At 25.9% G+C, this 22,861-nt stretch carries 21 protein-coding genes and 1 CRISPR repeat array; of the genes, 4 read left to right on the top strand and 17 right to left on the bottom strand.

Features of this window, described 5'->3' with window-relative positions; genetic code table 11:
• Positions 1-42: 42 nt before the first annotated feature.
• Complete coding sequence (locus tag Q7K47_01250; protein MDP0505829.1) at positions 43-1,017, bottom strand: magnesium transporter CorA family protein; 975 nt, start codon at positions 1,015-1,017, stop codon at positions 43-45.
• A 197-nt stretch (positions 1,018-1,214) separates the two neighbouring features.
• Positions 1,215-2,426 carry a M20 family metallo-hydrolase gene (locus Q7K47_01245; protein ID MDP0505828.1) on the bottom strand — a complete coding sequence of 404 codons (1,212 nt, stop codon included), beginning with the start codon at positions 2,424-2,426 and terminating at the stop codon, positions 1,215-1,217.
• 137 nt (positions 2,427-2,563) lie between these two features.
• On the opposite strand from Q7K47_01245, the gene dnaN reads away from it, so the two are divergent.
• Positions 2,564-3,655, top strand: coding sequence for a DNA polymerase III subunit beta (gene dnaN / locus Q7K47_01240; protein ID MDP0505827.1), 1,092 nt, complete (start codon positions 2,564-2,566; stop codon positions 3,653-3,655).
• Positions 3,656-3,678: 23 nt separating this feature from the next.
• Positions 3,679-4,227, top strand: a complete 549-nt coding sequence (locus Q7K47_01235; protein ID MDP0505826.1) for a hypothetical protein — start codon at positions 3,679-3,681, stop codon at positions 4,225-4,227.
• Between the two features lie 75 nt (positions 4,228-4,302).
• Here the strand turns inward: Q7K47_01235 and Q7K47_01230 are convergent, their stop codons facing one another.
• From Q7K47_01230 to Q7K47_01220, 3 genes are read right to left on the bottom strand one after another with little or no spacing between them, the layout of a single operon-like run.
• Positions 4,303-5,049, bottom strand: a complete 747-nt coding sequence (locus Q7K47_01230; protein MDP0505825.1) for a hypothetical protein — start codon at positions 5,047-5,049, stop codon at positions 4,303-4,305.
• 9 nt (positions 5,050-5,058) lie between these two features.
• Positions 5,059-5,748, bottom strand: a complete 690-nt coding sequence (locus Q7K47_01225; protein ID MDP0505824.1) for an ABC transporter ATP-binding protein — start codon at positions 5,746-5,748, stop codon at positions 5,059-5,061.
• A gap of 9 nt (positions 5,749-5,757) precedes the next feature.
• Entirely contained in the window at positions 5,758-6,099 is a 342-nt protein-coding gene (locus Q7K47_01220) for a GntR family transcriptional regulator (GenBank protein MDP0505823.1), read from the bottom strand.
• 513 nt (positions 6,100-6,612) lie between these two features.
• Between Q7K47_01220 and Q7K47_01215 the strand changes: the two genes are divergently transcribed.
• Together Q7K47_01215 and Q7K47_01210 are read left to right on the top strand one after the other, a co-directional pair.
• Positions 6,613-7,824 (top strand): MalY/PatB family protein, encoded by a 1,212-nt coding sequence (locus tag Q7K47_01215; protein ID MDP0505822.1) that lies wholly within the window; start codon positions 6,613-6,615, stop codon positions 7,822-7,824.
• A complete protein-coding gene (locus Q7K47_01210; GenBank protein ID MDP0505821.1) occupies positions 7,814-9,148 on the top strand; it encodes a Na+/H+ antiporter NhaC family protein in 1,335 nt (444 codons plus the stop codon). The genes Q7K47_01215 and Q7K47_01210 overlap by 11 nt, the downstream gene beginning before the upstream one ends.
• A 62-nt stretch (positions 9,149-9,210) precedes the next feature.
• Here Q7K47_01210 and Q7K47_01205 read toward each other — a convergent pair whose 3' ends face one another.
• The 12 genes from Q7K47_01205 to Q7K47_01150 form a co-directional block, all read right to left on the bottom strand.
• Positions 9,211-9,579 (bottom strand): hypothetical protein, encoded by a 369-nt coding sequence (locus tag Q7K47_01205; protein MDP0505820.1) that lies wholly within the window; start codon positions 9,577-9,579, stop codon positions 9,211-9,213.
• Entirely contained in the window at positions 9,563-10,666 is a 1,104-nt protein-coding gene (locus tag Q7K47_01200) for an ABC transporter permease (GenBank protein ID MDP0505819.1), read from the bottom strand. Before Q7K47_01200 ends, Q7K47_01205 begins: the two co-directional genes overlap by 17 nt.
• A 1-nt stretch (position 10,667) precedes the next feature.
• On the bottom strand, positions 10,668-11,693 hold the full coding sequence (locus Q7K47_01195) for an ABC transporter permease (protein MDP0505818.1): 1,026 nt from the start codon (positions 11,691-11,693) through the stop codon (positions 10,668-10,670).
• Entirely contained in the window at positions 11,693-13,279 is a 1,587-nt protein-coding gene (locus Q7K47_01190; GenBank protein ID MDP0505817.1) for a sugar ABC transporter ATP-binding protein, read from the bottom strand. The genes Q7K47_01195 and Q7K47_01190 overlap by 1 nt, the downstream gene beginning before the upstream one ends.
• Positions 13,280-13,388: 109 nt before the next feature.
• Positions 13,389-14,567 (bottom strand): DUF3798 domain-containing protein, encoded by a 1,179-nt coding sequence (locus tag Q7K47_01185; GenBank protein ID MDP0505816.1) that lies wholly within the window; start codon positions 14,565-14,567, stop codon positions 13,389-13,391.
• Between the two features lie 448 nt (positions 14,568-15,015).
• Positions 15,016-15,656: direct repeats of the CRISPR family, unit length 30 nt; unit sequence ATTTACATTCCACACTGGTTAGATTAAATT.
• Between the two features lie 198 nt (positions 15,657-15,854).
• Positions 15,855-16,613, bottom strand: coding sequence for a hypothetical protein (locus Q7K47_01180; protein MDP0505815.1), 759 nt, complete (start codon positions 16,611-16,613; stop codon positions 15,855-15,857).
• Position 16,614: 1 nt separating this feature from the next.
• On the bottom strand, positions 16,615-17,742 hold the full coding sequence (cmr6, locus tag Q7K47_01175; protein MDP0505814.1) for a type III-B CRISPR module RAMP protein Cmr6: 1,128 nt from the start codon (positions 17,740-17,742) through the stop codon (positions 16,615-16,617).
• Positions 17,735-18,136, bottom strand: a complete 402-nt coding sequence (locus tag Q7K47_01170) for a type III-B CRISPR module-associated protein Cmr5 (GenBank protein ID MDP0505813.1) — start codon at positions 18,134-18,136, stop codon at positions 17,735-17,737. The genes cmr6 and Q7K47_01170 overlap by 8 nt, the downstream gene beginning before the upstream one ends.
• Positions 18,129-18,959 carry a type III-B CRISPR module RAMP protein Cmr4 gene (gene cmr4 / locus Q7K47_01165; protein MDP0505812.1) on the bottom strand — a complete coding sequence of 277 codons (831 nt, stop codon included), beginning with the start codon at positions 18,957-18,959 and terminating at the stop codon, positions 18,129-18,131. Before cmr4 ends, Q7K47_01170 begins: the two co-directional genes overlap by 8 nt.
• A complete protein-coding gene (locus Q7K47_01160; protein MDP0505811.1) occupies positions 18,959-20,038 on the bottom strand; it encodes a type III-B CRISPR module-associated Cmr3 family protein in 1,080 nt (359 codons plus the stop codon). The genes cmr4 and Q7K47_01160 overlap by 1 nt, the downstream gene beginning before the upstream one ends.
• Positions 20,038-21,564 carry a type III-B CRISPR-associated protein Cas10/Cmr2 gene (gene cas10 / locus Q7K47_01155; protein MDP0505810.1) on the bottom strand — a complete coding sequence of 509 codons (1,527 nt, stop codon included), beginning with the start codon at positions 21,562-21,564 and terminating at the stop codon, positions 20,038-20,040. The genes Q7K47_01160 and cas10 overlap by 1 nt, the downstream gene beginning before the upstream one ends.
• Positions 21,564-22,850, bottom strand: a complete 1,287-nt coding sequence (locus Q7K47_01150) for a hypothetical protein (GenBank protein ID MDP0505809.1) — start codon at positions 22,848-22,850, stop codon at positions 21,564-21,566. Before Q7K47_01150 ends, cas10 begins: the two co-directional genes overlap by 1 nt.
• Between the last annotated feature and the right edge of the window lie 11 nt (positions 22,851-22,861).

Below are 22,861 nucleotides of genomic sequence, written 5' to 3'. Positions count from 1 at the left end.
AGCTCAAGGATTTTTCTATTATTTTATATTTTATTATATTCTTTATAACATTTTGTTTTTATTTAACCAGTATGCAATAAATCCACTTATAGCAATTGATAAAAGTATCACTAAACCAAAACCAAAATTATTTCTTGCGAATGGAACAGAAACATTCATTCCCCAAATCCCTGATATGATAGTAGGTATCGCTAGAACAACTGTGATTGATGTTAGTCTTTTCATTACATTATTCAAGTTATTTGACATAATTGTTGAAAAAGCATCTCTTGTACCACTCAAGATACTAGAATAAATATTTGCCATTTCTATGGCCTGTTTAGTATCGATAATTACGTCATCTAAGAGTTCCATATCATCTGGATATTTTTTTACAAATTGCATTCTCATGATTTTATCTAAAACTAGCTCATTTGATTTTAATGAAGTTTTAAAATAAACCAAACTCTTCTCTAAATCTAAAAGTAATAATAATTCTTCATTTTGCATATTTTTCTTTAATGTAGATTCAACAACATCACTTACACGACCTATCTGTCTCAAGTAGAACAAATAATAAGATGTATTTCTAAAAAGAAGTTGAAGTATAAATCTTGTTTTCTTATAAGTAAAAAATTCTTTAATTCTTCCTTTTACAAATTCATCTACAAGAGGAAATCTCTCTGTTGATATAGTAACAATATTATCTTTTAATAAAATAATTCCTAGAGGTAGTGTTGTAAAGGAACATTTATTTCCTTCACTATGAAGAGGGACATCTATAATAAGTAATAATATATCTCCGTCAATCTCCAAACGAGATTTTTCTTCTTCATCTAGCGCTGCTTTAATATGTTCTTCTGGTATTTCTAATATATTCTGTAATGCTAAAATTTCTTCTTCATCTGGATCTGTTAAAGATATCCATGTATTTTTTTCTTTTAAAATCGTTGGATCTATTGCTTTATTACTATCTTCGCCTCTAAAGTAAAGATAATCCAACTTAAAATCATCATTAGTTTTAATAACTTGTAACATTAATTTCACCTTCCATAATATACTAAACCCCTATTATGAAAAGTAATAAAGGTTTATTAGTTTTTTTTATTATTCCACCAGGAATACGTGTCCATTTTTATATTCACCTCTTAAAATATTATAATTATTAAAGTCTTTTCACTATATTGTACTAAAATTTCACTAAAAAGTAAACCTTAAAATAACAGATTGATATATTATTTAAAATACCTGCAAAAGAAGCTTTTAAGAACCTTCACACAATCATTGATATCACTTAAAGAAACACTTTCTTTTGGATTGTGACTGATCCCATTTTCACATCTTACAAATATCATTCCAATATTTGTGACCTTTGACATTTCTTGTGCGTCATGTCCTGCTCCACTAGAAATAATTCTAGGATGCAATTCATTTTCTATAAATGAATCTTTTAATTTTGAAATTATATTTTCATTACAAAGAGTTGGTTTGTTTTCTGTTTTTATCTTTAAGCTATATGTTAATTCTAATTTTTTGCAAACATCTTGTATTAGCTTTTCTATTTCTTCCATAGAAGAAACTAATAGCTCTTCTGATAAAGATCTAATATCTATTGAAAAAGTTGCTTTGCTTGGGATAACATTTTCTGAACCAGGTAAAAATTTCATTTTTCCAACTGTAGCTACTATTTTTTCTTTCTTTCTAATTAGTTCATTTAATTTGTATACTATTTCACTAGCTCCAACTCCAGCGTCATATCTCATATCCATTGGAATTGTTCCTGAATGTCCTGCTTCTCCAAATATATTCACTTCATATCTTTTAAATCCTTGAATTGCATTTACTATTCCAAGAGAAATATTTTCATTAAAAAGAATTGGTCCTTGCTCTATATGTATTTCTAAAAAATCAGAAATATCATCTATCTTATCTTCATTTAATCTAGTTGGATCTCCTCCAAAATCTTTTAAGGCTTCTCCTAATGTTTTGTTATATATTCCTACTCTATTTAAATTTTTATGGTCAAATGTTCCAGCGATAACAGAACTGCTTATAAAAGGCATTGCAAATCTGATTCCCTCTTCATCACCAAAAGAAATTATCTTTACATTATAAGGTAGTTCTTTTTCTTCCTTTAAATATTCACCAAAAGAAATTATAGGTAAAATTATTCCTAGAGGTCCATCATACTTTCCACCATTTTTAACACTATCTTCATGGGATCCAATAACTAGAGTTTTTGCATTTTTATTTTTTGAAAAATATTCACCTATCATATTTCCAGCGTTATCTTCCCTTACTTCTAATCCATTTTCCTTCATTATATCACCAATAAACTTATTAGCCTTTTTATGCTCTTTGGTAAAAGAAATTCTAGTAACCCCTTCTCCTTCAATGGTTATTTCTCCTAATTTATCTAAAGTGTTATAAATTTTTTCTTCAAGCATAGATTCCTCCCCCGATTAGTAATTTTCTGCGTTACATAAGTATAACATATTTTCTAATTATTATTAAAAAATTCCTAGAATATTTAGTCATTATACTGTATAATTTATATGTATAAAAAGATTTTAGGGGGCAGAAAATGAGATTTAAAGTAAACAGAGAAGAGTTTGCAAGCGTACTTTCAGATTTTTTACTAATATTGAAAGAAAATCCAATTAAACCAATAATAGTTGGATTAAAAATAGAAGTTACTAATGAAGAGATAATACTTACTGGGACAAACTTAGAGTCTACATTAATTAAAAGAGTACCAGGAGAAATATTAGAAGAGGGAACTATAATCATTAAGCCTCAACTTATGTTAGATTATATAAAACTTTTAGAGATCCAAGATCTTGAAATTTATTCTAATAACAATTCACTATTTGTTCATCAAGCGGAATTTGTTACAATGGATACAGAAGAATATCCAAAAATTACAGAATATTTACCTATTGAAGTTTGTAAATATAATTCAGATAATTTTTCTAAAGCACTAGAAAAAACTAAATTTTCAGCATATCAAACTGCTGACAATTTAGCTCTTAACTGTGTAAGAGTAATTTTTTCACAAGAGAAAACAGAATTTGTATCAACTGATTCTTATAGATTAACTTATTTAAAAGAAACAGTAAAAGCTATTATGAATAAAGAGTTTTCTATTCCTTTAGAAAGTGTAAATGCTCTTATGAAACTTTTAAAGGATATTGATAAGGAAGTAACTGTTGGATTCAGCGATAAATACTTACTTTTCACATGGGAAAACAACTACTATGCAACTAGAATAATAGAATTACCTTATCCTGATTTTAATCAAATTTTAGGTTATGATAGTTTTGATAAATTCCTTGAATTTAATACTTCAGAATATAAAAGTGCTTTAAAAAAAGTTCTTACTGTTGCAAGAACAAGTTATGATAAAAAATATGGAGCTATCTTTGATTTCAAAGGTAAAATGTTAAAAATAGAATCTCAGTCAGGAAGAGGGAAGACAGTTCAAAAGGTTAATATGTTAAAGGATGGAGAAGATTTTAAAGGTTCTTTAAATATTAAATTTATATTAGAATTTTTAAATAATATATCTAAAAATCTTGTTATAAAAGCAACTAATTCATCTTCTATGTTTAAAATGGAAGAGTTTGAAAATGAAGATTATATATATATCTTAATGCCACTTGCTCTTAGAGATTAATTATTATTTAGGAGGACATAAATATGCTTAATATAATCTGTGGTGGGATGTATTCTGGTAAAAGTACTGAGCTTTTAAGAAGATACCAAAGAAATAAGTACGCTAAAAGAAAAGCACTACTTTTTAATCATTCTTTAGATAAAAGATATGGAGAAAGTGTTGTTTCAACACATCTTCAAGATCAAGAGAAAGCTTATTCTATCTCTAAGATAGATGAAATGATTTCTATTTTAAATGAAAATAATGAAATTAAAAATATCTATATTGATGAATTTCAATTTTTTCAAGAAGAGTTTTCACAATTAATAATCTCTTTAGTAGAAAAAAAAGGATATTCAGTTACTGTAGCAGGATTAGATTTAACTTCTGATAATAAATCTTTTAAAAGCATTGAAAAGCTTATGCCATATGCTGATGAAATTTTAAAACTAAAGGCTGTTTGTTGTAAATGTGGGAAAAATGCTAATAAATCATATAGATTAATTCCTAGTAAAGAAGAAATAGAAGTTGGAGCTAGTGATTCTTACATAGCTTTATGTAGGGAATGCTTTAATAAAATGCATAAAAATTAAAATAATTTATAAAAAATAAAAGAGAGATTTACACGTGTAAATCTCTCTTTTTTATTAATTTTACTAATACGTTGTTTATATACTTAATTTTCTTTCTATTAAATAGATAAGAGCGTAAACAATAATTACTAAATAAAGTATATCTGTAAAAATCATAGTAGTACTTACTGTACTAAATACATTATCTCCTATATTAAACTTCCCATAAAATCCAACATTTAAAATTCTATATACATAACCTCTTAAAAAGAATAGTATATTTGCAATTATAAAAGTTATTAAACCTTTAAATTTTATATCTTTAATTAAAAAGTTTCTAATTGTTATAGCTAACATAAATATAGTAATTAATGTCAAATACTGTAATGATAGATAAGAAATTATCTTAAATATCTGTATGAAAAAGGCTGAATTATTAACTCCTTGAATATTTCTAATAAGATAAAAAACTTCTAAATCAATATTTAATATTTTTAGTTCTATAAGAAATAGTCCCATGGCAAATGTTTCTATAACAAAGCTTTCTATAAAAAATGTAAATATCTTGGTTAATATATATTTTTTTCTACTAACATTTGCCATAAATATCATATACCCTGGCTTTGGTGAAAGATGATTTCTAAATGAAATTAAATTCATAAAGAATGAAAAAGATATAAATATTAAAACCATAAATATCATATTAACAAAAAGTAATTCATTCATTTGAAAATTTTCCTTACTTTTTAAAATCACATAAATATTTTCTATAATAAATAAGACTCCAAGACTTAATAATACTTTGCTTTTACTTTTAAAATCATATTTTATTAAATTAAACATGACATCCTCCTAATCGTATATTTCTTTGTATAAATCATTGATAGACATATTTCTTTCAAAACGTAATTCTTCACAATCTTCATTTAATAAAATTTTACCATCCTTTAAAAATAAAACTCTATCTAAAATAGTTTCAAATTCTTTAATTAAATGACTAGATATAATAATTGTTTTATCCTGATTTAGCTCACCAGAAATTACCTCAACTATTTTTTCTCTACTAATTGGATCCACCCCATTTAAAGGCTCATCCAAAAGATATAAAGGAACATTTCTTGATAAAGCTAGTGCTACCTTTAATCTAACCTTTTCCCCTGTACTTAAAGAAGATATTTTTTGATTAAATTCTAATTGCATCATTTCTGTTATTCCAAGTGCTTTTTCTTTATCAAAGTCACTATAAAAATCTTTATAAAAATTAATAGCATCTTCAACCTTCATCCATTTATAAAAATAATCTTCTGTTGGTTGATAAGAAATATTATATCTTGTTTTTAAATTATATTTTTCACCTTTAAAATAAATTTCACCCTTTGTCTTTTGAACTAAACCAGCTAAAATTTTCATAAAAGTCGATTTACCGCTTCCATTTGGACCAACTAATCCATAAATATATCCTTTTTTTATTTCAAGATTAAAATCATCTAAAACTTTTTTCTTGAAAAATCCTTTTTCTAAACTCTTAATTTCAAGTAACATGAATGCCTCCTATTTTAACATTTCTAGTATTTCTTCTTTGCTGTATCCTAAATCATACATACCATTAAAGAAATCTTCAATTATTTTGTTTGCCATAATATTTTTTAGCTCATTTAAAATTACTTCTTCCTCTGTTATAAATGTCCCTAGTCCTCTTTTTGTAAATGTAATTTTTTCTTGCTCTAATTCTTTATATACTCTAGCTATTGTATTAGGATTAACTTTAAGTTTCAATGCCATTTCTCTTGTTGAAGGAAGTTTTTCCCCTAACAAAATTTTCTTTTTAACAATATCTTTTTTTATAAGATCTTTAATTTGCACATATATTGGCAAGTTATTATGATATTCCATAGAACCTCCTCACTAGTGTTATAGTTAGATAATACACTATAGGTGTGGAAAAGTCAAATAAAAAAATCCCTAATTTTTTTAATTAAGAATTTTTTTATTAAAATTTAAATATTTTTGAATGGGTAAAATAAATGGAGGAGACTTAGTGATAAACTAAGTCTCAAGGATGCTGACAGTATGTCTGCATTTGCCTATAATGAATTATACTGTATCCTCTCTTTTTTGTCAAGGGGAATTCCTATTTTTTTGATATTTTTGTTCATTTTTTTGTTAATGCATATTATATTTTTTTTATATGTTAGGTGAAAGCAATACATGACAACTATAAAGTTCTTTTTCAGAACTTTTATTGTTAAAAATGTAGAACTAAATTAAAATAACTATTAATTTATACATTATAAATATTAAAAAATTTGGTTTTTTAGCAAATGTTAACCTTTTGTTTTTTTTTAGTTGCCAATCTGTTGCAGGATAGTATATACTCTATAAAATTATAGAAAGGAGAATATTTTAATGAAACATTATTTTGATAGTAAAATTGATAGAAGTAACAATCATGCAGCAAAATGGGAAGAAATGGGGAATAAATATATTTCTAATGATTTATGGCCAATGTGGATTGCAGACATGGATTTAAAAACGGCTCCAGAAATTATTAAAGCTATGAAAGATAAATTAGAGCAAGGAATATTTGGTTATGTTTATAGACCTGACTCTTATTATGAAGCAGCAACAAATTGGATTAATAAAAGATTTGAATATAAGATAAGTCCTAAAACTTTAATTAATAGTCCAGGGGTAGTACCAACTTTATCTATATTAGTTAGATTAATGACAAAGGAGGATGAAAAAATATTGATTCAATCTCCAGTTTATTATCCTTTTTCAAGCGTAGTTAAAGATAATAATAGACAATTAGTGATTAATGATTTAATTAAAGATGAGAATAATTATTATACAATAAATTTTGAAGATTTAGAAAAAAAATTATCAGATGAAAAAGTAACATTATTTATACTTTGTTCTCCTCATAATCCTGTTGGAAGAGTTTGGAAAAGAGAGGAATTAGAAAAAATATCAAATTTATGTTTAAAATATAATGTAAGGATTATAGCAGATGAAATATGGAGAGATTTAATAATGCCTGGATATAAACATATTCCAATGGCTTCTATTAATAAGGAATGTGAAAAAAATACAATAACTTGTTTTTCTCCAACAAAAACATTTAATATAGCGGGACTTCAGGCTTCATTTGTAACTTTTCCTAATAAAGAAGAATGGCTTACTTTTGATAGAGAATTAGGAATATTAGATATTAAAAGGAATAGTCCTTTTAGTTTAGTAGCTTTTGAAACAGGATATACAAAGTGTGAAAATTGGTTAGAAGAATTAATAGAACATTTAAACGGTAATATGGATTATGTAATTACTTATTTAGAGGAAAAAATACCAGAGGTTAAATGCAACAAACCAGAAGGAACTTATTTAATGTGGTTGGATTTTAGCAATTTAGGAATGACTAAAGAAGAATTATCTAAATTTTTACAAATAGAAGCAAAGATAGCTTTAGATGATGGTTATTGGTTTGGAGAAAAGGGAGAAGGCTATGAGCGAATGAATATTGCATGTCCTAGATATATGGTTGAAGAAGGAATGAAAAGAATAGAAAATGCAATATTAAAATGGAGAAAAATTAAAGGGGGGACACGTTATGAAAAGTAAAATTGAAAAAAAATATGGAGCGTCATCATTTTTACCGTTAGTAGTATTTTTAGTACTTTATATAGGCAGTGGATTATTTTTTACAGCAATAGGAGCAGAAGGAGCATTTAAAAAATTTCCTAGACATGTTGCATTGCTTGCAGGTGTAGTTGTAGGTATGGTAATGAATAGATCTAAATCAATGGAAGAAAAGTTAGAGATATTTGCTAAAAATTCTGGGAATCCAGGAGTTATGACAATAGGTCTTATTTATTTGCTTGCAGGTGGATTTCAAGGAGCAGCAAAAGCAATGGGAGGAGTTCAATCAGTAGTAAATTTAGGTTTAACTTTTATACCAGGATTTGCATTAGTTCCAGGAATATTTATAATGTCAGCTATAATTTCAACAGCGATTGGAACTTCTATGGGAACAGTTGCAGCAATGGCTCCTATAGCTATAGGATTAGCAACAACAGCAAAACTTAATTTGCCAGTTACTTGTGCAGCTGTTATATGTGGAGCTTATTTTGGTGATAATTTATCAATGATTTCTGATACAACTATCTCTGCTGCTAAAGGGGTTGGATCTGAAATGAAAGATAAATTTAAAATGAATTTCTTTATTGCATTACCAGCAGCAATAATTGCAGCTATTTTATACGGTGTATTTAGTGGTGGCGCAGATTTAACAGGAGAATATCCATTTCATATAATAAGAATAATTCCATATTTTGTTGTTTTAGCAGCAGCTCTTTCAGGATTTAATGTAGCTGGAGTTCTATTTATAGGAATTGGAATGACTGGTATAATTGGAATAATGCAAGGAACGGTGGATTTTTTAGGCTGGATATCAGCTATAGGTGGAGGAATGTCAGATATGTTTAGTATTACAATAGTAGCTATTCTTGTTTCTGGTATTCTTGGAATTGTGAAAGAAAATGGTGGAGTAGATTGGATGGTTAAAGGAATAACTTCTAGAATTAAAGATCGTAAAGGTGCAGAATATGGAATAGGACTGTTATCAGGTATTTTATCTGCAGCTTTAGTAAATAATACTATTGCGATAATTATTTCAGCTCCAATAGCTAAGGAAATAGGTAAAAATTATGGTATTGCTCCAAAAAGATTAGCAAGTTTAATAGATATTTTTGCTTGTGCTTTTATATCAGTATTACCTTATGATGGAGGAATGTTAATTGTTACAGGATTAGCAAAGACAGTATCTCCTTTAGAGGTTATGAAATATATGTTCTATATGTTTGCTTTAATAATAATGACTAGTATAACTATACAATTTGGGTTATTAAGAACTCCAGAAGAAAAAAAGTTTTTAGAAAAAAATTAAGACAAACAATTAAAAAATAAATTCCTTCAGCATTAATGCTGAAGGAATTTTTAATATCTTATTTATTTAGATTTCTTATAAGTAATCCAATCTTTTTCATTTCTTATAATCTTTTGAATATCTATTTGCTCTATAGCAGAAATTTTAGCTTTAAATTCTTTTTCTACTTTAACTTCTTTTTTGTCTTCAGTTTTGTAACTAATTTCAATAACATGATTAATACCTTTTATATAGTAAGCACTTTTCTTTCCATACCTTATCTTTTTAGTTTTAAGATTATCTATACTATAAACAACATTTGTCTTTATAGCATTTTCTCCTTTTCCTTTATTTGTTAATAAAACCTTATGTTGTTTTCCAGTAAAGAAAAATATCGCTGACAATATTAGTACAAATATTAATAAGAAAATCCAATTAAATACTTTTTTCATTTAATTCTCCTTTCATAATTGCTTCCATTTCTTTTTTTCTTTTATATTCTTTTTCTTTTTTTCTTCTCCATTGATGTAACACTAGTGTTAAAGCAACAATACCATAAGAAATAAATACTCTAAAATATTCTCCTATCTCTGCAGATCCCATTATATTTTTTCCTGCATTTGGTGATACAATAAATAGCATATGAAATAAGATAACTCCACTGATAGCATTGAATATTGTAGCCTTTGAAGAACTTGCTCCTCCTACTAGTAAAGCTGCTATAGAAAACATTCCTATTTGTTCATGACTGTTATAAGTATTCATTGTTCCTATATTTTGTAAATATATTATTTGACCAAATCCTGCTAAAACAGTTGATATTACTATTGCAAGCACTCTAGTCTTTGGTACATTTATTCCTGAACTTCTAGCAACTTCCATGTCTTGTCCTACAGCTCTCATATCTTGACCTAATTTAGTTTTTCTAAACCATATTGTGAAAAATCCTAATCCTACTATTATTAATAATGTGAAGATTGGAATTTCAACATTATATATTTTTAAATTAATCAAAGAATCTAAGGCTCTTCTAACATTTATTAAATCAACTGCATTTCTTACTCCGTAACCTCTAGATAATAATAATTTTTTATCTGTTATGTGAATTATATTTCCCATACCATAAAGAACTACAAGTTGATAAACTCCATTTATAAAAAACCCTAATATCATAGAGGTTATCATTTCTCTTCCCTTAGCTTTATTTAATATTTTACCTGCTAAAATTCCAAGTAAAACTGAGAAAGGAATTGAAATAATAGTTGCTAAAAATATTCCTTGAATTCCAATTATCTGCCAATCTGTTATAAATATTAAAGCTATCTGTCCTGCCATGGCACCTAAAACTATTCCAAAATTTAATCCCATTCCTGCTACTATAGGAATTAGCAAAGATAAAACTAGAAAAAGATTTCTTGATAATCTTAAAACTATTTCTTGAATAGTAGGAATTACTCTAAGACCAGATAAAGGAAAAACTACCGCTATTAAAGTTAAAATTAATATAGGAACTATATTATTTATTAAATTCTTTTTCATTTTATAACTCCCCCTTTCTTGTAAGAGCATATAGTATCATTCCATTAGAAACTATAATCCTAATAGTTTCAGACATATCTGTCTTTATGATTCCATTTACAACACTTGGGGTCATAGTTAAAATTCCTTGAAAAAGAAAAGTTCCAATTACAACATTTAAAATTGTCGCTTTTTTTACAGATGCTCCTCCGATTAATATTGCTGCTATAGCTGGAAAAGCCATATAGAATGGCGCTAAATATAATTGAACAAAACCAAAACTTTGTTGATAAATAACTATTCCTATTGCTGCTAACATACTAGAAAGTACAACTGATTTTATTCTTTCTTTTTCTATATTTATTCCTGTAGCCTTTGCAAATTTTTCATTTGTTCCAACAGCTTTCATTGCTAAACCTGACTTTGTTTTAAAAAACATACTTATAATAAAAGCAAAGATAATAAAAATAATAACTTCTCCTATTGGAAAATTAATATTTTTTAAATTCAATACTTTCTCTAAAATTCTGTACCAATAATTTTCTACACTTATTGTTGTTCTTAATCCTGATCCCCCATAAGCCCATATCATATCTTGGCTTTTAAAAGGTAAAATTAACCACATTATACACATTAAAGCTACTGATGAAAATCCAACATATGTTGCTATCATCATTTCTCCGCCTTTAGCTTTATTTAGGATAAGACCATATATCCATCCAAAAATAATACCGAAAATTATTGCAAATAGAATTGCTACTAAGAAACCATTAAATCCTTTAGCTCCTAGTTCAATACTTATTGTTGCTCCTAATAATCCTGCTTCAACTCCAAGAGGCATTCCAAAATTTAAACCTGTTCCTGCCTGTATCATTGGAACTAAAGATAATACTAGAACAGCGTTCATTCCAAATCTAATAAATGTATCGTTCAATGCTGCTTTCAAATCTAATCCTAGAAAAGGACAACTTATATACATTGAAGCTAAAAATAATCCTATAATTATCCTTGGCCACCCTAATTTATTAATATGAGCTTTAACATTCATTATTTATCACCCCCTACACCAACCATATGTTTTCCAATTTCAATAATATCAGCTGTTGCAGGTAATATTGCGGCGACCTTACCCTCATTTACTACAGCTATTCTATCACAAATCATTCTTAATTCTTCAACTTCAGATGAAGTAATTATGATTGTTGTTTTATTTTCTTTGTTATATTTTTCTAGAATATCTAATACTAATTTTTTTGCTCCTACATCAATCCCTCTTGTTGGTTCTGAAACAAACATTAATTCTGGATCCATTGTAAACGCTTTAGCTAAACATACTTTTTGTTGATTTCCACCACTAAGTTCTGCTACTCTTTGCTCACTGTCCATACATTTTATTTTTAATTTTTTAATATAATCATTGGCATTATTTGTTATTTCTTTTATATCTCTATAATTAAAAACTTTTCCAAATGATTTTAAAAATTGTTTTTTTATTTGGATTGAAGGATAAGCTATGTTCATTGATATTGATTCATCAAGAATTAATCCCACACCTTTTCTGTCTTCCGATACAAAAAACATTCCTTTTTTAAGAGGTTCTGCTGGAAGATTAGTTTTTATATCTTCTCCTTTAAATTTTACTTCTCCGCTAGATAAATATAATCCCATAACTCCATTTGCTATACCAATTTTCCCTTGTCCTGCCATTCCTGCTAGTCCTAAAATTTCTCCTTTTCTAACTTTCAAGTTTAAATTTTTAACTCTTTCTCCTGGCATATCAACATTAAAATTTTTCAATTCTAAAATAATATTTTCTTCATCTATTTCTTTATCACTAGTTTTTTCTTTATTTGATTCTACTTTTCTTCCAATCATCCATTGAGTTATCTCTTCAACATTAGTCTCACTTGTTGGAATTGATTTTATCATTAAACCATCTCTTAAAACTACAACTTTATCACATGCTTCAATTATTTCATCTAATCTATGAGTTATAAAAATAATAGAAATCCCTTTTTTAGACAATTTTTTTATAGTTTCTATTAAGATTTCAGATTCTTTTTCTGTTAATACTGCTGTTGGTTCATCTAGTATTAGCAGTTTTGTTTTTTCTCTTTCTATTTCTCTAGCTATCTCTATAAATTGCATATGAGCTACAGGCATATTTGTTATAACTTCTTCACTATTAATCTTTAATCCTAATTTATCGATTGCTTTTTCTGATCTATTTGTATTTGCGTCAACATCTAGTCTTGTTACACCTTCTCCAAAAAAATTCTCTAAAAAACTTTTTTTTGTGCTTTCTCTATTTAAAACTATATTTTCACTAGCTTTGAATCCAGGGATCAAAGAAAATTCTTGGTGAACCATTCCAATCCCTTCTTCTAAGGCTTCAAAAGGATTACTAAAATTAACAACTTTTCCATTTACTTTTATTTCCCCTTTATATCCTCCTGTATCTTTTATAACAGACATACCGAAGATTATTTTCATTAATGTTGATTTTCCAGCTCCATTTTCTCCAACAAGCCCTATTATTTCTCCCTCTTTTATATTAAAATTTATATCTTTTAAAACTGTATTTTCACCAAAAGATTTAGATAAATTCTTTATTTCCAATAATTTTTCTTCCATAAGGTTACCCCTTTCTAATTCTAAAAACTTTTTTATCAATATCTAATAATAGAAATAATGACAAATGTACCTTTGCACATTTGTCATTATTCTTTATTTTATTAAAATTTTATTTTACACCAAAATATTTTTCAGGAACTTCAACATCTGTCATTCCTAGATATCCTTTTCCAAAAACATAAGTATCTTGATATATTAATAAAAAGTTTTCTTTTTCTATATCGTCACTATCTGTTAAGTAACTTCCATTCCATCCAGCACCTGGAGTTGCTGCACCTAAAGTTTCCATGATAGAATCAAAGTCTAAAAGCTCAGATTTTCCTTCTATTACATTTACTGCATGATCAACTAAAGCTACTGCACAAGAGAAGTTATATGAATAAGCCCATGTACCCATTCTTCCTGCTGCTCCTTTTGCAAGAACAGTTTTTTCAACTTTATCTAAAATCTTAGGCCAGTTTCCTTTTTCAGAATCATCAAATTTTATTCCTAATGCTCCAGGATATCCCATTGTTGGAGAAGGCATATCTGCTTCTACAAAATATCCACCCTCTTCAGCTATTCTTTTTAATAATGGTTCTGTATGAGCATCATTTGTTGCAAAGAATGCTGTTTTCTTACCATATTTATTTAACCAGTTAGGAACTTGCTCTAATATATATTGTTGAGCTCCAGCTACTCCAACATCACTTACAGGATCAGGTGCTGAAATATCAATAAATTCCATTCCTAAATCTTTAGCTGTTTCTTTCATTATATTTCTTCTTCTAGATAACATTTCATAACTTAAATGTCTAGGGAATGAAATATGTGCAAATTTATCTGCTCCCATTTCTTTAGCAGCTTTTACTATTAAATATCCTCTTGCAACTGCATCAGGATATAAAGATAAGTCCGCTACTTCTGATACCATTTCTGGATCTTCATGAGTTGAGTTATCAAATAATAATATATCTGGTCTTTTTGCTCTTACTCTTCTAAAAGCCTCAACAGTTCCTGGAATTGCTTCTGTTACAACTATAGCTTTCATTTTAGGATCTGAAGCTAATGCTGTTATTTGAGAAATTGTTGTTTCCATTTCTTGCATGAAATTATCTGGATAAGTTATATGAGTTATCATACCTCCATTTTTAGAATCACCATATTTTTCAATAACCGCTTCTGCACCTCTTAATGCATCCTCTGACTGTGAAACTGTTCCTGAAACTATTCCAACATGAAATTTAGCTTCAGCAAAAGAAACAATAGACATAAGCGATAATAACAAAGTTACTAATATTTTCTTCATAAAAACACCCTCCCTTTAATTTTGTTTATTTTTTTAGCACTGCAGTCACTAACAAATATTATTTTCTACAATGTTTAAAAAATTATACACTTATTTTGCTCTAATGTCAATTATAATTAGGCATTATTTTTTATATGGATTGATTTTAAGTCAAGTATTTAGACTAATTACCCACACTTTTTTTATTTCAAAACTCTTTTATTTTCAAGGACAAGCATCTTTCAAGCTTTAATTTTAAATTTAATTTTTTCAGACATATAATATATTCCTCTATATATTTTTACGCTTGTTAATAATACACGGATGTTCTGTAAAAGTTTACTCATTATTTAAAAAAATAATTACATTAATTTAAGTATACTACATATATATTTAAAAGAAGTAAAAAAAATCTAAAATTTAAAAGAAATAGAAAAAAGGAATAGAGCAAAAACTCTATTCCTTATTACATTGTATTCCACATTGGTTAGATTAAATTTTTATGGTATTACAAACTCTGTTTTTCCATCACCCATATTTACATTCCATAGTGGTTAGATTAAAATGAAAAACCTTACGTGCCACCTCAATATACTATGCCAGAATTTACATTCCATAGTGGTTAGATTAAATTATGTTTATAAAATTCACACTAACAATGCCTAATGTATTTACATTCCACACTGGTTAGATTAAATTTGGAAAATACAGATCTTGACGGTCAATTTGATAAGTTATTTACATTCCACACTGGTTAGATTAAATTGAAGTTCCTGAAGGATCATATGAAATTGAAGTTGAAAAAAATTTACATTCCACACTGGTTAGATTAAATTGTTAAATTATGGGCTTATAGATAAGTTCAGAATAAACAGATTTACATTCCACACTGGTTAGATTAAATTTTTAGCTGAAGTTGTTACATATTTACTGTAAATATCATTTACATTCCACACTGGTTAGATTAAATTCTAAAGCAGCTGAAAAAAATGAAGTTGAAGTTGTGAAAGAATTTACATTCCACACTGGTTAGATTAAATTGATACTCCATAATATGCCCCGTCAACCTTTTTGTCCTTAATTTACATTCCACACTGGTTAGATTAAATTAGGTACCCTTGTAACCTCCCTAAAATTATAGCATAAGAAAGCCGTTTCTGTCGACCCCCTAAATTTTTATAATTTTTACTATAAGTTTTTCTTATTTACTTCTTCAATTTTTATGTAAAATATTTATTTTGTTAATTTTATGAAAAACTGTCGATCTATAGGTAAATTTGCCTTACCGGAGGTCGACAGTTTTTGAAACTAATTAAATTTATAGTCTGTTTTTATTTTTTCCCACTTTTTAGTTAAACTAGGATTTAATTCATTATATATTTTCCCATCTAAAAATAATTTAGAATTAGATATATTAGCTTCATATTCTATCCAAATATTTAAGATATGTGGTTCATATTTTAAAATATTTTTGCTGTTTAATTTAGCTGTGTCACATAAAGTAGCAATATTATTATATATATTTTCTACCTTTTTATTATAATTATTTAATTTTATATTTTTACATAAAAACTCTTTTGATAAAAATAATTGTAAAATTGGAATCATTAATTGATTTCCTAAAAATCCATATACAGCTGAAATCATTAATATTAAGGCTGGTATTATCGATTTTTTTAACTTTTGTTCTAGCATTTTTTCTGAAATTTCTTTAGAAAATAAAGAATTTTCAAATAAATTTAATAATGCTTTATAAAGACCTTTTTCTATTTCTTCATTATCATAATATCCTTCTGAATTTTCATTTAATAATTTTGTTCCAAAAGCATTATCTATAAAATCTTTTCTTCTAATTGTTTCAGCTTTTGCCTGATAATTAGAAATTACGTGTTCTAAAGCTATAAAACCAACAATACTTAGAATACTTAAAAGTATTAATAGCTTATTTTCTCCTATATAAATAAAAATTAAAGACAAAACCATTGCTATAATTAGTAATTTTTCATAATATTTATTTAAGGTCAAAGCCTTCATAAAATAATTTGTTTGTGGTGAAGATTTTGCCATTTTATTCCTCCTTCAATATAGACTCAATTAAATTCTTTTTTTCAGTTTGTTTTTTACTTTGTTTTCCATCCCATTTTCCTAAAGATTTATATTTTTCTTTTAGTGAAAACGCTACTCTTTTTTTATCTTCTGAATTATAATCTTTTAATCTATCAAGAATACCTTTTAATTTATTTTCATCTCTAAATTCTTCTAAATTCAAGTAATATATATCTTGATCAGGTTGTGATAATTTTTTTATTTCTTCTTGCTTTTTTTTTGCTGCTTCCTCTTGCTTTTTTTTATCAGCTTCTTCTTTTAATTTTTTCTCTTTTTCTTTTTCTTCATCTGAAGCCTTTCTATCAAATTGACCATAACTAACATTTGTTTTAGCCCCAACTCCTATATCTAATAAAATTTTTCTAAATAATTCATTCTTTTCTTCTGCTGTTATTAAACCATTTTTTAATTCAAATTGAAATTTAAAAGTTATCCCTGGCAACACTTTTAAAAATTTTAGAGGTGTCGGATTTTTTAAAGGATTTTCCCCATGAGGACACAAGTAATCTTCACCAAATATTTTTTTATCTTCAGTTTCTATTTCAGCATCATAAAAAATATCTCTATAATCAAATATTTCTTGTTCTAATTTTTTTATATCTAGATTTTCTTTATTTATTAATAAATCTTTTATATAATCTTCATGTTTAAATACACTTCTTAATACTCCCTTTATAGATGATCCTGGTATAATTGGAAGTCCTGTAGTATAGTCAAAATAAAATCCTAATTTAAAATCTCCCTCTAATCCTGTGTCATGAGAGTAGCCACTTCCAAGTAAAAGTCCAGGATAAGTAGTCTTTAATTTTAAAGAGCTATTTCCTAACTCTATGATTTCTGAATTCTTGACTTTATAATTTTTGATTTCATTTGTTTTAACAACAAAAAAATCTTCATTAGGTTTCCTTGTGGGATTTAAAATATCTTTAATTTCTTTTTTTACTTTTTCTTTATTATCTTTTTCTTTTCTTAATTTATTTAATTCTTTCCAAAAATCATTTTTTACTTGTCCTTTTTCAGAAAGTTCATTATACATTTTTTTATAAAAAAGGTAACCAATATTTCCTTTATATTCCTTGATATCATTCATTAATATCACCTGTTTCATCAAGTTTTTTATATAATCTTATCACTAATTTTATAGCTACTGAAGCATTAATTATATCATCTTTTTTTATTTTGTTATGCTCATCAATTAATTTTTCTAATAACAAATTATCTTGTTTGAAATCTTCATATAATAATTTCCCTATTATTCTCATTAATTTTTTTCTATTTTTAGATGTTTCATCACTACCATTTGACTCTTCTCTTTCATAAAAAGCTACAGCAGGTATCAAACCACTTTGAATTATTGCTGCTCCAAAACTTGTTATATATCCTGTTAATTCTTTCGGCAATCCTTTATTACTATCTTTAAATTCTTCTTCTATTAATTTTATTACCTTAGGTATATATTCTTCTACTTTCTTTTTATTAATCATTAATATCACCTAATTTCATTATTTTACAAGCTCCAAATCCTACAGTTACATTTCCCCCTATATGGATTATATTTTTCTCCCCTTTTTTATTTCCTTCACTGTCTTTATATTCAAATAATATTTCGTTATTAAAATCTTCCTCATATTTTGTTCCTTCCTCAGCTACTCCTTTGTCAATACCAAAGTAAAAAATTGATTTTCTTGGAACTATTTCTTCATACCATAAGTTTTTGCTTTCTCCATTATCAAGATGATTTCTAGCTATTACAGGTAGATTTTCAACAATCTTAGAAAATTCTTTATCTTCTATTACATATATATCTTTCTCTCTAAAATTTATTTTCTCTGCTTTTACTTCTTCACCCTCTAAATCTAAATTTTCTTTTTTATTATCTTTATTTGATTTTAAATTAGACTCTTCACCTTTAAATAAAGTATGTATTTCATTATAATCTTCTATAATTTGATCTGAAGTAACTAGATAGTAAGGTCTACTTGAACTTCTTACAGGGATTGCAAGTAAGTTAGCTGGAAAAAATTTATATTTTCCTTGACCTATAAAGTTTTTATCTTCATCTTTTTTAGTATCATTCCCTCTTCCAAATATAGCTTCCCCTTCTTTTGTTCTTTTTTTATCTTTTTCATTATTAAAGTGACTTGCAAAAGCTCCTTTTAAACTAGAAGCATTAATAGTAGGATAACCAGTTATTACATCTCTTTGTACTCTATTATCTATAAGTCCAAAATCATTATCGCCACTACCCACATGTAAATTTGTTACACATTCTATTATATATAAATCTCTATTCATTTCAGTACTCATTATTCCTCTCCCCCTATAATATAGTTATATCCTATTTTTTTATATTCTTTATTTTCTAATTTTTCCTTTATAATTTTACTTTTATCTTTTTTATAGAAAATAATTGAACCTTTTTTTAATATCAACATAGGATTAGATTTTTGATATTTTCCATCTTCCACTCTAAAATTTTTGAAATATTTAAATTCACCTAAAATAAAATATGAATTTTCAACTATTGTATTATAATCTTCTTGTTTTATTATGCTATCACTTAATAATTCTATTTCTCCCTTATCAGGCAAGAAATCATTTAAAGATTCTTCTGTCTTTTCTATGCTCATTTTAAAAGGTTTACTTTCAGCTCCTATATAAACTATGTTTTCATAATTGCTATCAAAAATTTCTTCTGACAAATCTAATATAAAAGAAAATTCCCAGTTTTTTTCTAATCTTAAAAATTTTTGTTTATAAAAAGCTTCTTTCTTATTTACATCTATTCCTACTCTTAAATCATCTTTAAAGATAGTTGATAATTTTATTTTTTCACCTGAATTTTTTATAGAAACTACTTCTTTTACTCCTTCTTCTTTTTGGTCATATTCTTCTAATAAAAAAGTTCCTTCTTTTTTTTGGTTTCCTAAGTAAACTCTAGCAGTTTTATCACTAACTTTAAATTTTATATTTTTATCTTTAAAATTATCATATTTTTTCTTCCCTAATTGTTCCTTTAATGAATTTTCTTTATATAATTTCCCATCATTATATAAAAATAAAGGAGATATGTTTTTTATTACACCAAAATCATTTTTTCCTTTAGCATTAAAACTTCCTTTTCCAACTAAGCTATATAATTTAGATGAATTTAATTTTTTATCTCTAATATCTTTTGCATAATCATTCCTATTTTCTCTAAACCATCCTTTTTTTATAAGAAGTTCCTTTCTTATTACTCCTAATAAAGTCGTTTGCTGAGGATAATATTCAGATTCAATATAGTGGTTTGCTTCTTTTCTTTTTTCTCCATTTCTAAATCTAAAAGTATTTTTGCCAGAAAAGAAAAATGAATCTAAAGGTTTTAATCTAACTAAATATTTCACTATTCTTCTCCTCCTTTCTCACTTAAAAATGCCATAAATTTCAAAATATTTATACTAGTTTTTATATCTTCATCTTTTTTGCATGTTTTAAATAAATCTTTAATCTTATCCAAATTTTCATGACATTCTTTTTTAAATTTATTATTAAAAAATTCCTCTATTTTTTCTTCATTATTTATAATTTGTTCCAAAAGTATAATTTGTTCTTCTAATGTATATATCATACTTTTTAAAAGGTTATTTTCATAATTTATATTTAACATATTTTTTAATTCTGTATAAAAAGACCCTTTTTCTTTGCTTACTACAAATTCAATTTCACTTCCGCTATGTTTATTTACTTTAATTCCTATTGCATTTTTCTCATAATCTTTTTTTTCATTTTCTTTTTTTTTGGCATTACTTTCTTTATATTTTCCTTCATATTTTTTAGCTTTTACAAATAACATATTAGCTGATTCAGAAATTGATTTAGACATTGAATCTTTATAGTATCTTATGTCTACACCAAAAGATAAAGTAGGTCTTTCTTCTTCTTTTAAAATTTCATCATATTCACGTTTTATAGTTTTTTGAAAATTATCTGATATTTCTTCAATTAAAGTAAATATATTTTTTTCACCATTAATAATTGGAGCAAACAATAATAAATCATCCCCTCCAGCATATATAGTTAATCCTCCATAAGTATTGATTAACTTTACATTGTTTTCAGAAAACTTAAATAAATTTTCTGAAAAATCTTGATATTTATTTTTTGAAATAGTTCTAATTATTTTTCCAATATTATCACCATCACATCTAATTGTTGCATAATATTTATGATGTTTTCTAAATATATCTTTATATTTACTTAAAATTTTATATGCTTCGTCGTCATCATTTTCTACATGATTTTCAAAGTTTTTTTCTATCTTGTTTTTTTCTTCTAATTTAATATTTTCATTATCTAAAATGGCTTTTATAGCTATTTCAGGAAGGCTTTTAATTTTAAATTTATCTTTTTCTTCACCAAAAGCATCTTCAGTAAATATATTATTTTCTTTTTCATTAAAATAGTTCATTATATAATCTTGTTTTAATTTATTTGTACACAATTGAGGTTGTAGTTCTAAAACATCTAAATAGTTAGAAACTTTAAATATTGGATTTTCATCTTCCTTAACATCTACTTCTACTATATTAAATTTAATATACTTATTTAAATATTCTACAATATTTTCTTCACTAATAGCTTCGGCTAAATTTTCAAATATTTTTTCTTTAGCTTTTATAATATCATCAAAATCTTCTTCACTATTTAATTTTATTATAAATCTGTCATGATATAATCCTGCTTGATTTTCTTTTTTTAAATATTCAGTCCCTTTATATGGAATCAAAAATTCTTTTTCTTTTATCTCTTCTATTATTTTTTTCATAATATAAGAAAATAAATAACTTGATCCCCACATCTCTTTTGTTGTTTTAGCTTCCATCAATGTAGCAAAAATTGGACCTATTGTTGCCCCTATATATTTAGTCATTATTTATCACCCAATCTTTTATACTTTTTATTTCTTATTTTTTCATATATTTCTCTCAGTTCTTTAAATTCTGATCTATTTTGAAATTTTTTTTCAACATATTTATCTTCACCTTCATCAAATATATTTTTTTCAAAAATACATTTAAAAAAATCATTAATATCAAATTTTTTAGGTGTAGATAACTTCAAATTTCCAACTCCATTATTTTTTATAATAAATTCTTTGTCCAAAATTTGAGAATTATTATTTCCTTTAAAGAATACTTGAAATTTATTTTCATTTTTTGCCCTAATAGGCTTAAAAAAAATTGGAGACTGAAATCTATCAATAGATTTTTTTTTGTCACTACAATTGTTCTCTTTAGTTATGTTACCATTATATGTCATCCAACTTTCTTCTTTTGATAGTCCCAATAAATCTTTGATCAAATATTTTTCTAATTCTTTATTTCCTTTATGCTTAGTTTGTTCTTTTTTTAAATTTTTAGAAAAATATGCCTCTTTTATACTTTTTTTATCCCACTGTATATTTTTATCTTTTGCATACAAAAATATTAAAGATTTAAAATAAAAAACACTTTCACCATTTTTAACTTGATTGATTCCACTTCTTAAAGATTTATAAAACAATTCTATTTTATAAAATAATTTTTTATAATTTTTATAAACTTCAATACCTTCTTTATCGGTTTTCACTTCAAAATAGGGATAAGATTCTTTTAATTTTTTCATTACATTTTCTTCATATTTTTTATTTTCTTGATTTAATTTATAAATTAATTCATCATTTATAAAAAAGCTTCCAAAGCCTTTACTTTGTCTTGTTCCAAAATTATTTAAAAATAAAAATTCTGGTAAAAGATCTCTTATTTTTTCTATAACTTCTTTTTTAAATGAAAAAAATTCCACCTCTAAATTGTCGCAATAAGAAAAAAACTTATCTTTATTTTCTTCTCCAAGATTTGCAAAAAATAGTGGAAAATTTATTTTTTTAGGCTGTCCACTTCTTTTATATTCAATTTTTCCATTTTTAATTTTATTTTTTTCTATATCTTCTTTATCATAATTTTTCACATTTTTAATTTTCACCTTATAATTAAAAGATTTCTTTTGTCCTTTTATTAAATAATTACTATAATCAATACTTTCCTTTTGAAAATGTTCTATTAAAAACTTATCTAACTTAGATTTTAATTCTGTTGCTCTAAGCGTTGCTCCTTCAATATCACTTTCAAAATGAATTAACGGTGTGTGCTGCTTTAATGTAACTTCTAACTTTGCCAATTCTTGCCTCC

It is taken from the genome of Fusobacterium sp. JB019 (genome assembly GCA_030673965.1).
Taxonomy (GTDB): domain Bacteria; phylum Fusobacteriota; class Fusobacteriia; order Fusobacteriales; family Fusobacteriaceae; genus Fusobacterium_B.
Note: the sequence above shows the minus strand (reverse complement) of the source record. Positions and strands in the feature narration are given on the sequence as shown.

What these genes read in the sequence shown, in the direction of transcription:
- Q7K47_01250 (MDP0505829.1), bottom strand. Translation starts at nt 1,017, where the DNA reads ATGTTACAAGTTATTAAAACTAATGATGATTTTAAGTTGGATTATCTT.
- Q7K47_01245 (MDP0505828.1), bottom strand. Translation starts at nt 2,426, where the DNA reads ATGCTTGAAGAAAAAATTTATAACACTTTAGATAAATTAGGAGAAATA.
- dnaN (MDP0505827.1), top strand. Translation starts at nt 2,564, where the DNA reads ATGAGATTTAAAGTAAACAGAGAAGAGTTTGCAAGCGTACTTTCAGAT.
- Q7K47_01235 (MDP0505826.1), top strand. Translation starts at nt 3,679, where the DNA reads ATGCTTAATATAATCTGTGGTGGGATGTATTCTGGTAAAAGTACTGAG.
- Q7K47_01230 (MDP0505825.1), bottom strand. Translation starts at nt 5,049, where the DNA reads ATGTTTAATTTAATAAAATATGATTTTAAAAGTAAAAGCAAAGTATTA.
- Q7K47_01225 (MDP0505824.1), bottom strand. Translation starts at nt 5,748, where the DNA reads ATGTTACTTGAAATTAAGAGTTTAGAAAAAGGATTTTTCAAGAAAAAA.
- Q7K47_01220 (MDP0505823.1), bottom strand. Translation starts at nt 6,099, where the DNA reads ATGGAATATCATAATAACTTGCCAATATATGTGCAAATTAAAGATCTT.
- Q7K47_01215 (MDP0505822.1), top strand. Translation starts at nt 6,613, where the DNA reads ATGAAACATTATTTTGATAGTAAAATTGATAGAAGTAACAATCATGCA.
- Q7K47_01210 (MDP0505821.1), top strand. Translation starts at nt 7,814, where the DNA reads ATGAAAAGTAAAATTGAAAAAAAATATGGAGCGTCATCATTTTTACCG.
- Q7K47_01205 (MDP0505820.1), bottom strand. Translation starts at nt 9,579, where the DNA reads ATGAAAAAAGTATTTAATTGGATTTTCTTATTAATATTTGTACTAATA.
- Q7K47_01200 (MDP0505819.1), bottom strand. Translation starts at nt 10,666, where the DNA reads ATGAAAAAGAATTTAATAAATAATATAGTTCCTATATTAATTTTAACT.
- Q7K47_01195 (MDP0505818.1), bottom strand. Translation starts at nt 11,693, where the DNA reads ATGAATGTTAAAGCTCATATTAATAAATTAGGGTGGCCAAGGATAATT.
- Q7K47_01190 (MDP0505817.1), bottom strand. Translation starts at nt 13,279, where the DNA reads ATGGAAGAAAAATTATTGGAAATAAAGAATTTATCTAAATCTTTTGGT.
- Q7K47_01185 (MDP0505816.1), bottom strand. Translation starts at nt 14,567, where the DNA reads ATGAAGAAAATATTAGTAACTTTGTTATTATCGCTTATGTCTATTGTT.
- Q7K47_01180 (MDP0505815.1), bottom strand. Translation starts at nt 16,613, where the DNA reads ATGGCAAAATCTTCACCACAAACAAATTATTTTATGAAGGCTTTGACC.
- cmr6 (MDP0505814.1), bottom strand. Translation starts at nt 17,742, where the DNA reads ATGAATGATATCAAGGAATATAAAGGAAATATTGGTTACCTTTTTTAT.
- Q7K47_01170 (MDP0505813.1), bottom strand. Translation starts at nt 18,136, where the DNA reads ATGATTAATAAAAAGAAAGTAGAAGAATATATACCTAAGGTAATAAAA.
- cmr4 (MDP0505812.1), bottom strand. Translation starts at nt 18,959, where the DNA reads ATGAGTACTGAAATGAATAGAGATTTATATATAATAGAATGTGTAACA.
- cas10 (MDP0505810.1), bottom strand. Translation starts at nt 21,564, where the DNA reads ATGACTAAATATATAGGGGCAACAATAGGTCCAATTTTTGCTACATTG.